Here is a 10,512-nt window from a genome sequence, read left to right on the forward strand (position 1 = left end):
GGTCAGCAGCTCGGACTGGGTCATTCTGGCGATGTACGGGCGCACGGTCAGCGGCAGCGCATCACCAAAGGCCTTGGCGGTGTTGGCCGCGTCCTGGCCGGTCATGGCGTCGACCACGAACAGGGTTTCAGCCGGGTTGACCGCCGCGTGCAGGGCCTTGATCTCGGCCATCATCGCTTCGTCGATGGCCAGGCGGCCGGCGGTATCGACCAGCAGCACGTCCACGAAGGACTTGCGCGCATCGTCGATGGCCGCGCGCACGATGGCTTCCGGCTTCTGGTCGGCGCTGGACGGGAAGAACAGCACGCCGACCTGGTCGGCCAGGGTCTTCAGCTGCTCGATCGCGGCCGGACGGTAGACGTCGGCCGACACCACCATCACTTTCTTCCTGCGCTTTTCCTTCAGGTGCTTGGCCAGCTTGCCCACGGTGGTGGTCTTGCCAGCGCCCTGCAGGCCCGCCATCAGGATGATGGCCGGGGCGGGAACATTGAGGTTCAGGTCGCTGGCTTCGGCGCCCATCACTGCGGTCAGCTCGTCGCGCACGACCTTGATCAGGGCCTGGCCCGGGGTCAGCGACTTCAGCACTTCCTGGCCGACCGCGCGCACCTTGATGCGCTCGATCAGGGCCTGCACCACCGGCAGCGCGACGTCGGCTTCCAGCAGCGCGATGCGCACTTCGCGGGTCGCCTCGCGGATGTTCTCCTCGGTCAAGCGGCCGCGGCCACGCAGGCGCTCGATGGTGCCGGAAAGGCGCTGGGTCAGGGACTCGAACATGCGGCGCAACCTGTCTGAAAGCGGGGGACAATAAGGCCGACAGTATAACGGGTCCGCCCGCCTCCCCGGGCTGCGACCTCCGGGCCGTCGCCAGTGCCGCGGGGGTATGCGAAACTGCAACGATGATTGTTCTCATCGCCGCCCTGCTCTACCTGGCCGCCAGCGCCCTGCTGGTGCGTGCGCTTGGCCGCGATGACGCCGTCGGTTCGCCCACCTGGCTGTGGCCCGCGCTGCCGGCCATGCTGCTGCACGGCGGTTACCACGTGCTGGTGGCGCTGCGCACCAGTGGCGGGCCGGACATGCACTTCTTCGCCGCGCTGTCGCTGGTCGGCCTGGGCATGGCCTGGCTGACCTCGCTGGTCGGCGCGCGCGGGCGCATGTCCGCGCTGGGCGTGGTGGTGTTCCCGCTTGCCGCGCTGCTGCTGGCGGTCTACCACGGCTACGGCCATGAGCCGAGCAAGGTACTGGGCTGGCGCCTGGCCAGCCATGCCTGGCTGGCCCTGCTGGCCTACGCCACGCTGAGCATCGCCGCCCTGCTGGCCATCATGCTGTGGCTGCAGGAACGGGCGCTGCGCCGTCGTGAGTTCCGCCCGTGGCTGCGTGCGCTGCCGCCGCTGGCCGATCTGGAAGCACTGCTGTTCCGGGTCATCGCCGTGGGCTTTGCCCTGCTCACGCTCACCCTGGTGACCGGCGTGCTGTTCGTCGATGACCTGCTGGCACAGAAGCTGGTGCACAAGACCGTGCTCAGCGTGCTGTCGTGGATCGTCTTCGGCGTGCTGCTGATCGGCCGCCGCCGCTATGGCTGGCGCGGGGTGAAGGCGGTGCACTGGACGCTGTCGGCGATGCTGTTGCTGCTGCTGGCGTTCTTCGGCAGCCAGTTCGTGATCGAGCTGGTGTTCGGGCATACGCGTTAAAGGCGTGCCGACCAACGGTCGGCACCTACCGGAACATCGCATGATCGTGCCGACCAACGGTCGGCACCTACCGGGGCCGATGCCTGATATCGCGGTAGTGCCGGCCGCTGGCCGGCAGCACAGAGTTCCCGCGGATTGCCGGCCAGCGGCCGGCACTACCTTTACAGGCCGTACCGCTCGATCACATCCAGATGCGGCTGCCGGTCCTGGTCGCAGGCTTCAGCCAGGCGCAGCCAGCACTGCGGGTGCGACCAAGCGGCGGTGGACTGCTGCAGGTAACGGTGCAGCGCGAGCGGCGCGTGTCCCTGCGGCTGGGCCACGGTGAACAGCAGGCCCGGCAGCGTGCCCTCCTCCGCATCCGGGTCGGTCACGGTGTAGTCGGGGCGGCTGTGCGCCCACACCTGCCAACCCTGCGCTTGGGCACCTTCCACAAACGCGTTCCACGCCGCTTCGCCCGGGTGCGCGCCGTCAATCAGCCAGCTGCGCTCGAAACCACCGCGTTCCAGCACGTGAACCTGCGCATAGGTCGGAATGAAGTGCTGGCGCTGTTCTTCGTCTTCCGGGGCCGGATGCACCAGCGCAGCATCGAACACTACCCAGTCACCCACCTGCTGGGCACGGTTGGCCGGTGCGCTTTCGACAATGCGCGCGGTCACCGGGCCGGTGCGGCGCGCGTAGTACTCCATCGGCTCGCCCTGCTCCAGGCTGCGGATGATCACCCAGCCCCACGGCTCCTCGACCACACCGTCCTGGCTGGACAACTCCATGCCGATGGCCGCTGCCGAACGACGCACGGCGTCCCAGTCGCGCGCGGCGCTGGCCGCACTCATATGGTCCCAGTGCGCCGCGTTGGGGTCTTCGAGCGTTTCCACCAGCTGCGCATAGCAGGCCTGCGCCTCGCTGAAGCGGCCGGTTTCCATGTACATGCGCGCCAGCGTACCGCGCGCGCCGTGCGAGCCCGGCGACAGCGCCAGCAGCGCCTGTGCTGCCTGCTCCAGCGCCGGCCAGTCGGATACACGGCGTGCGCGCTGCACATCGCACCAGTGCGCGAACACCGGCACGCTGCCGCGATAGGTGTCGGCCAGCCGCCGCAGGCCATCATCGTCGCCCTGCTCGGTCAGCCAGCGCATCAGCGTGTACGCGGCGGCACCATCTTCATGGGCGTGGGCACGCACGAAATCCCACAGCAGCGTGCGCGCCTCGGCCTGCGCGCCGCAGGCGTTCAACGCCGAGGCGGCCACCTCGGCAAGCGCTTCATCATCCGGGCACTGTGCGTGCGCCTGCAGCAGCCATTGCGCCTCGCGCTCGGGATCACGCGAGGCATTCTGCCCGCCGCGTGCTTCCAGCCAGGCCAGCAGTTCGGCTGCCGGTACCGGCAGCGGTTCGACCTCGGGCAGTGCATCGATGCGGGCGGCCAAGGCGGCGACCCGCTCGCTGGCACCGCGGTCCTGGCGCAACTGCGCCAGATGGGTGCGGGCCAGGCCGAGCTGGCGCTGCGCCACCCAGCGCGCGCCGCGCTGCAGGGCCAGCTCCAGGCTCAATGCCGCCAGTTCGATGACCAGACGGTGGGCACCCACACGGGCGAAGTGTTCGAGGATGGTGTTGAAGCGCGTGCCCAGATCCCAGGTGTTGCGCGCCGGATCACGGCTGCACAGCAGCGCCACTGTGTTGGCCCACAGCCTCCAGGTATTCGGGGTCAGCTCGTTCCACGGCACCAGCTGCTGCAGCGCCTCGTCGTCGCGGCCGAGCTGGGCCAATGCCCAGGCGCGCGACAGGCGGCGCGGTACCGTACAGTTGGCCGGTTCGTACTCGCCGGCTGCAGCGACCTCAGCTTCGCGCTGCTCGATCAGCACCATCGCCTCCTCGGCGCGACCGCTGGCCAGCAGGATCTTGATCTGCATTTCCGGGAAGCTGTCGAACACTTCCTTGCCGCGCGCTTCCACCGCATCGGCCTGCGCCTTCAGGTAATCCAGCGCGTCCTGCGCGCGGCCATCATCCAGCAGGGCATCGGCCTTCTCGCAGCTCAGGCACTGGAAACAGGCCCAGGTCGGATCGATGCGTGCCAGCGTTTCGTCGCACACTTCGATGCGCTCGGGCACCCAGCCCGGGCCATCGATGTTGCCGTAGCAGGCGGCCAGATCCTGGGTCACGCAGATCGACTGCGGGCATTCCAGCGTGTCTTCGCGGTGCGCGCGCTCGAACAGCGCCACCGCCTCGCCCAGCGCGCTCTCGCCTTCAACGCGGTTGCCCACGCGGTTGCGCAGCGCCCAGTGGCCGACGTAGACGTCGACCCACGGGTTGTCCAGCGCCTTGCCCAGCGCACGCGCCTCGGGCAGCAGCGCATCGACGCGGTCGACCTGAAGTTCACTGACTTCGTCGGCAAGGCGGGTCAGCAGGTGCGCGTTCTGCGCCTGCCCGGCCTGGCGCAGGTCTTCCTGCAGCTTTTCGACCCAGTTCCAGATATCCATCGGGGGTTGGCGCTCCTGTCTAGCGTGAGGCTGGATGAGAGAAAGTGTGTGGGGTGTTCAGCGCAGCATGTGCTGCAGGGCCGTGGCGATCTCGCTGAAGGCTCCGTTGAGATCCGGCCCGGGGGTGGCCGCACCACGGGCCAGCGGACGGCCCTGCGCGGAAACGATGATCTTCAGCGAACGCAGCAGGCGTGCTGCGGCCGCCGCCTGCGGGTGCCCCTCGCGCTGCGCCTGCAGCAGGGCCTGCACGGCCGGGTTGTCCAGGTTGAGGTACAGCCGCGATGGTGCGCGCGCCTCGATGCGCGCGGTGAACTGGCGGGCCAGACGCAGCGCGGCCATCGACACGCGCTTGTCGTTCTCATCATCTTCCAGGCGCTGCTTCAGTTCGGCCTCGCGGTCGGGAACCACCACCACCGGCAGTGCTTCAGGACTGAAGCGGGCTGGCAGCAACTGCTCGCCATCGCCCAGATGTTCGCCCAGCCAGGCCAACTGCGCCGCGTCCAGGCTCTCATCGATGCGGAACAGCGCACGGTTGCCCTGCTCGGTCCCCAGCTCGACCAGACGCAGGCCCTTGGCCTGGGTCCAGCGGCGCAGGAACGGCACCACCGCATAACGATGGCCGTGCGCGACCGGCACGCCCATCGCGCGGAACAGCATTTCTTCGAAGCCACCGCCGTTGTCGAGAATCACGTGCACCGCACCGCGCGCCGGCAGCGCGCTGGCCGGCAGGTCTCCCTGCGAGGTCGGCACGCGCACATGTTCCAGCAGCAGCTCGAACAGGCGCTCATCGCACAATGCCGCACCCAGCAGCGCCTCGTTGTGGCGGGCCAGCACGCGTCGCCACGCTTCGGGCTGCTGCCGCGCCACCTCGGCCAGACCGTCGATCAGCGCTTCCAGCAGGGCGTGTTGCACGGCGCGGTACTGGTCGTCGCGCTGCAGGTCCTCGCGGCTGGCGGTCGGGGTCAGGCGCGAGGATTCGATGACCCCGCCGATGAAGCCCGCCCACGGCGGCAGCAGGTCGCGTGCATCGTCATCGAGCAGCATGCCGCGCACGAACACGGAAAGGTTGCGGTTGTCGCTGGTGCCGTAGGTGGCGCCATCCTGCACCCACAGCATGCCGGTGGCATCACTGTCGGCGTCAGCGCGCAGCGGCACGGTCACGATGGGCTCGAAATCATGCTCGAAGCGCGCCGCGAACTGCAGCGCCTGGCGACGGGCCTGCACCGGGTGCAGCGCCACCTCGCCCTGCCCGCGCCACGGTGGCGGCTCGGGGTTCAGCGCTTCGGCAGCAGCGCCGATGAAGATCGGCTCGGACAGCAGCGCGCAGTAGCGGCCCAGCACCTCGTACAGGCGCGCCTCGTTGGCCAGCGGAAGGAAGTCCGGGTGCAGCTCCAGCTCCACTTCGGTGCCCACAGCGCGCGCCGGCACTTCGCTCACCGTGTATTGCTCGGCATTGCTGGACACGTACAGGTGGCCCAGCTCCGGCGTCTGGTAGGAGGTGGTGCGTACGCTCACCCGCCGTGCCAGCACGAAGGCCGAGAGGAAGCCCAGGCCGAACATGCCGATCAGGCCGTCCTGATCGTCGCCCCCCTGGCGAAGGCCACGGGTGTAGCCGACGCCGACGGTGGCCAGGTAGTCGTGGATTTCCTGGCGGGTCAGGCCGGCGCCGGTATCGGTGATGCGCAGCACGCCTGCGGCGGCATCGACCTGCACCGAAATGCGCGAAGACAGCGAGATGCCCGGCTGTTCGATGCGGCGGCGGATGATCGAATCATGCGCGTTCTGTACCAGCTCGCGCAGGGCCACCATCGGAGTGGAATACAGGTGCTTGCCCAGCACCGTCATCAGTCCATTGAGATCGACCCCTGCGCGACGGATTTCGGCGGCGGGGGTGCTGAGCGTCGGGTCCTGCATGAAATCGGTTACTCCTTGCCACACAGGGCGCCACAAGGCGCCGTCGTCGAGCGGGAAAAACTAGCACAGCGAAGCTGACCGTTACTGCATCGGAAGGCCTTGGCGGAAAAGCAGCCGAGCATGGGCTCGGCTCTACAGGACCGATGTCACGCCGCGTCGATGGCCTCGGACAGGCGTTCGACCGCGATCACTTCCATGCCCTTCACGCTGCCGCCCTTGGGGGCGTTGGCCTTGGGCACGATGGCGCGCTTGAACCCGTGGGTGGCCGCTTCGCGCAGGCGGTCTTCGCCATTGGGTACCGGGCGGATCTCGCCGGACAGGCCGACCTCGCCGAAGGCAATCGTCTTTTCCGCCAGCGGCCGGTCCTGCAGCGACGACAGTACCGCCAGCAGCACCGGCAGATCGGCGGCGGTCTCCTGCACACGGATGCCACCTACGACATTGACGAACACATCCTGGTCGCCCACCAGCACGCCGCCATGACGGTGAAGCACCGCCAGCAGCATGGCCAGACGGTTCTGTTCCAGGCCAACGGCGACACGGCGCGGGTTGGACAGCGGCGAAGCATCCACCAGCGCCTGCACTTCCACCAGCAGCGGGCGCGTACCCTCACGGGTAACCATCACGCAGCTGCCCGGCTGGTGGGTGCTGGCACCGGACAGGAAGATGGCCGAGGGGTTGGAGACTTCCTTCAGGCCCTTGTCGCCCATGGCGAACACGCCCAGCTCGTTGACCGCACCGAAGCGGTTCTTGAACGCACGCAGCAGGCGGAAGCGGCTGCCGCTTTCGCCTTCGAAATACAGCACGGCGTCGACCATGTGCTCGAGCACGCGCGGGCCGGCGATACCGCCTTCCTTGGTCACGTGGCCGACCAGGAACACGGCCGTGCCGGTTTCCTTGGCAAAGCGCACCAGCCGCGCGGCACTCTCGCGCACCTGGCTCACCGAGCCCGGCGCAGCGGTCAGGGTTTCGGTCCACAGGGTCTGTACCGAATCGGCCACGATCAGCCGCGGCCCGGCCTTGGCCGCATGCTGCAGGATCGACTCGACGCCGGTCTCGGCCAGCGCGTTGACCCCGTCCAGCGGCAACTCCAGCCGGTGCGCACGGCCCGCCACCTGGGCCAGCGACTCCTCACCGGTGACATACAGCACCGGCAGAACGGCCGCCATTCTCGCCACCGCCTGCAGCAGCAGGGTCGATTTGCCGATACCCGGGTCGCCACCGACCAGCACCACCGCGCCCTCGACCAGACCTCCGCCCAGCACGCGGTCGAACTCACCGATGCCGGTACTGACCCGGCGGTGCTCGGTCTGCTCGACGTCCTTCAGCGCGGTGATCTTCGGCGGATCGATCTTGCCGGCCCAGCCCGCCCGTCGCGAAGCGGGCGCCTTGGCCGCGACTGCACTCTCCAGCACGATTTCCGACACTGAGTTCCAGGCGTTGCACTCGGTGCACTGGCCCTGCCACTTGCTGTACTCGGCGCCGCATTCGTTACAGACATAGGCAGTGAGGCGGGCTTTGGCCATGGGGCGGGACTTCGGTGCGGGGAGGTCAGGGAGGATAGCCGAGGCCGGTCGCAGGCGCTGCGACCCAGGGCACAAGGCAGGCCCGGTCATGACATCTTCGACTATGAGATGAACATCACACTTCTTCACTCTAAGGTTCAGCGCCGCACAGCCGCTATAGTCCGCGCCGCCGCGCCGCCTCCCCGCCCACGAAGGACCCTCAATGACTGGCACCTACAGCCAGAGCCTGGTTGTTTTCTCGCTGCTGGTCGCCATCCTTGCGTCCTACACCGCACTGGACATGGCCGGCCGGCTGGCCACTGCCGAAGGCCGCGTTGCGCGCTGGTGGCTCACCGGCGGGGCCACAGCCATGGGCCTGGGCATCTGGTCCATGCACTTTGTGGGCATGCTGGCTTTCGACCTGCCGATCCCGGTCGGCTACGACCTTGCCATCACACTATATTCGCTGGCAGTTTCGGTGGGTGCCTCGGCCTATGCCCTGTGGCTGGTCTCGCGCCCGCAGCTGCCCCGCCGCCGCCTGCTGGCCGGCGCGGTGCTGATGGGCCTGGGCATCGCCACCATGCACTACCTGGGCATGGCCGCGATGCGCATGCAGCCGGGCATCGATTACGACCCATGGTGGTTTGCTGCATCGATCCTGATCGCCATTGGCGCCGCCGGTGTCGCGCTGTGGATCGCTTTCCGCCTGCGCAGGGAGGGTGAGCGCACCTTCCGCCTGCGTCTGCCGGCCTCGCTGGTGATGGGCCTGGCCATTGTCGGCATGCATTACACCGGCATGGCGGCCGCCCGCATCCCCGAAGGCAGCATCTGCGGTGCGGTGATCAACGGCGGCATCGACAGCCGCTGGCTGGCGGTGCTGGTGATCGTGACCACGCTGGGCACCATCGGCATCGCGCTGGTCGCCTCGCTGTTCGACCGGCAGATGCGCGAGCGCACCGGGCTGCTGGCCGAGTCGCTGGAGAAGGCGAACGACAAGCTGCTGCAGGCCGCCCTGCACGACCCGCTGACCCAGCTGCCCAACCGAATGCTGCTGCAGGATCGCATCGAGCAGTACATCGAGAAGGCGCGTCGCCACCACCACGGCCTGGCCGTGATGTTCTGCGATCTGGACGGCTTCAAGGCGGTCAACGATGCCTATGGCCACCAACTGGGTGACCGGCTGCTGGTGCGGATGAGCGAGCGCGTCAGCAACCTGCTGCGCCCGCAGGACACCTTCGCCCGTCTGGGCGGCGACGAGTTCGTGATCGTGCTGGCCATCGACGAGCCGGACGATGCGGTGGTGGTGGCCGAGCGCATCATCGCCGCAGTGGCCGAGCCGTTCCTGATCGACGCGGCCGAACTGCAGGTCAGTGCAAGCCTTGGCATTGCCCTGTACCCGGACGATGGCGCGACCGAACGCGACCTGATGGCCCACGCCGACGCGGCGATGTACCACACCAAGGACGGCGGCCGTAACGGCTATACCTTCTTCACCCCATCAATGCAGGTCAGTGCCAACCGCCAGCTGCGGCTGCTGCAGGACCTGCGCCGCGCAGCTGATCGTGGCGAGCTGCGCCTGCACTACCAGCCCAAGTTCGTCGCTGCCGGAAGCCCGGCCGTGGGCGCCGAGGCGCTGCTGCGCTGGCAGCACCCGGAGCTGGGCATGCTCGCCCCGGACGTGTTCATTCCCATCGCCGAGCGCAGCGGCCTGATCCTGCCGATCGGCGAGTGGGTGTTGGACCAGGCCTGCGCACAGCTTCGTGCATGGCACGATTCGGGGCATCCCGAATGGACGATGGCGGTGAACCTGTCGCCGCTGCAGTTCTCCTCGCCATCGCTGGTGAACAACGTGCGCGATACGCTGGCGCGCCATGGCATCGCGCCGCAGCGACTGACCCTGGAGATCACCGAAACCACGGCCATGAATGACGTCGAGGCCAGCCTGGTCATTCTCAACGACCTGACCGCGATGGGCGTGCACATCTCCATCGACGATTTCGGGACAGGCTATTCCAGCCTGCTGTACCTCAAGCGCATGCCCGCCACCGAACTGAAGATCGACCGTGCGTTCGTGCGCGAACTGGAGCAGAGCGCCGAAGACGCGGCCATCGTATCGTCGATTGTGGCGCTGGGGCGTTCGCTGCAGTTGCAGGTGGTGGCCGAGGGCGTGGAGACGCGCGAACAGCAGGAATACCTGAGCGGGCTGGGCTGCGATCAGCTGCAGGGGTATCACCTGGGCCGGCCGATGGATCCGGACGAGTTCCTGCGCAAGGTGGGGTAAGGCGGGGTCGTAGCCGCCGGGTAGTGTCGGCCGCTGGCCGGCAATTGCGGGAAGCCGGCCAGCGGCCGGCACCACCCCATATTGAAAGCCATCCACGCATGGCGTGGATCTACTGCCGCCGGGCATGGCCCGGCGCCACCAGAGCGCGTCCCGACCGGTAGTGCCGGCCGCTGGCCGGCACTATCGCCCAAACAAAAAGGCCGCCCGAGGGCGGCCTTTCTGCGTGGCAACGTCGCAGAAACGTCAGTGCATCATGTGCACGTTCATGTTGTGCATGACCCACAGGGTGCCGGCCACGATGATGCCGATCACCACGACGGTGAAGGCCGCGGCGTTCACGTTCCAGCGGCTTTCCGACGAGCGGTCCAGATGCAGGAAGAACACCAGGTGGACCAGCATCTGCAGCACTGCGGTCACCGCGATGACCACACCGCTGACGGTGCGCGAGAAGTCGCCCGACATCACCACCCAGAACGGGATGACGGTCAGCACCACCGCCAGCACGAAGCCGATCAGGTAGGACTTGACGCTGCCGTGGCTCTCGCCACCGGCTGCATGGTCGTGTGCATGGTTGTCATGTGCCATTACAGCGCTCCATTGAGCACCCCTTGCGAAGCTGGAACGGCGATGCGGTTCACACCACGCTGCCGGCGGCA

At 67.9% G+C, this 10,512-nt stretch carries 7 protein-coding genes; 2 read left to right on the forward strand and 5 right to left on the reverse strand.

The window, feature by feature from the left end:
- Positions 1-774: signal recognition particle receptor subunit alpha (locus ACQKDV_RS15680; RefSeq protein ID WP_427784932.1), on the reverse strand; the 774-nt coding region annotated here is incomplete at its 3' end.
- Positions 775-896: 122 nt separating this feature from the next.
- Here ACQKDV_RS15680 and ACQKDV_RS15685 point away from each other — a divergent pair.
- Entirely contained in the window at positions 897-1,688 is a 792-nt protein-coding gene (locus tag ACQKDV_RS15685) for a cytochrome C assembly family protein (protein WP_427784933.1), read from the forward strand.
- Between the two features lie 161 nt (positions 1,689-1,849).
- Here ACQKDV_RS15685 and ACQKDV_RS15690 read toward each other — a convergent pair whose 3' ends face one another.
- The 3 genes from ACQKDV_RS15690 to radA form a co-directional block, all read right to left on the reverse strand.
- Complete coding sequence (locus ACQKDV_RS15690; RefSeq protein WP_427784935.1) at positions 1,850-4,156, reverse strand: tetratricopeptide repeat protein; 2,307 nt, start codon at positions 4,154-4,156, stop codon at positions 1,850-1,852.
- A gap of 57 nt (positions 4,157-4,213) precedes the next feature.
- Positions 4,214-6,070, reverse strand: a complete 1,857-nt coding sequence (locus ACQKDV_RS15695; RefSeq protein ID WP_427784937.1) for an ATP-binding protein — start codon at positions 6,068-6,070, stop codon at positions 4,214-4,216.
- A gap of 146 nt (positions 6,071-6,216) precedes the next feature.
- On the reverse strand, positions 6,217-7,596 hold the full coding sequence (gene radA, locus ACQKDV_RS15700; protein ID WP_427784939.1) for a DNA repair protein RadA: 1,380 nt from the start codon (positions 7,594-7,596) through the stop codon (positions 6,217-6,219).
- Positions 7,597-7,798: 202 nt separating this feature from the next.
- Between radA and ACQKDV_RS15705 the strand changes: the two genes are divergently transcribed.
- Positions 7,799-9,856 carry a putative bifunctional diguanylate cyclase/phosphodiesterase gene (locus ACQKDV_RS15705; protein WP_427784941.1) on the forward strand — a complete coding sequence of 686 codons (2,058 nt, stop codon included), beginning with the start codon at positions 7,799-7,801 and terminating at the stop codon, positions 9,854-9,856.
- Positions 9,857-10,099: 243 nt separating this feature from the next.
- On the opposite strand, the gene cyoD is transcribed toward ACQKDV_RS15705, so the two are convergent.
- Positions 10,100-10,441 (reverse strand): cytochrome o ubiquinol oxidase subunit IV, encoded by a 342-nt coding sequence (gene cyoD / locus ACQKDV_RS15710; protein WP_427784943.1) that lies wholly within the window; start codon positions 10,439-10,441, stop codon positions 10,100-10,102.
- Positions 10,442-10,512: the final 71 nt, after the last annotated feature.

The organism is Stenotrophomonas sp. NPDC077659 (genome assembly GCF_050268705.1).
Taxonomy (GTDB): Bacteria; Pseudomonadota; Gammaproteobacteria; order Xanthomonadales; family Xanthomonadaceae; genus Stenotrophomonas.

What these genes read in the sequence shown, in the direction of transcription:
- ACQKDV_RS15685 (WP_427784933.1), top strand. Translation starts at nt 897, where the DNA reads ATGATTGTTCTCATCGCCGCCCTGCTCTACCTGGCCGCCAGCGCCCTG.
- ACQKDV_RS15690 (WP_427784935.1), bottom strand. Translation starts at nt 4,156, where the DNA reads ATGGATATCTGGAACTGGGTCGAAAAGCTGCAGGAAGACCTGCGCCAG.
- ACQKDV_RS15695 (WP_427784937.1), bottom strand. Translation starts at nt 6,070, where the DNA reads ATGCAGGACCCGACGCTCAGCACCCCCGCCGCCGAAATCCGTCGCGCA.
- radA (WP_427784939.1), bottom strand. Translation starts at nt 7,596, where the DNA reads ATGGCCAAAGCCCGCCTCACTGCCTATGTCTGTAACGAATGCGGCGCC.
- ACQKDV_RS15705 (WP_427784941.1), top strand. Translation starts at nt 7,799, where the DNA reads ATGACTGGCACCTACAGCCAGAGCCTGGTTGTTTTCTCGCTGCTGGTC.
- cyoD (WP_427784943.1), bottom strand. Translation starts at nt 10,441, where the DNA reads ATGGCACATGACAACCATGCACACGACCATGCAGCCGGTGGCGAGAGC.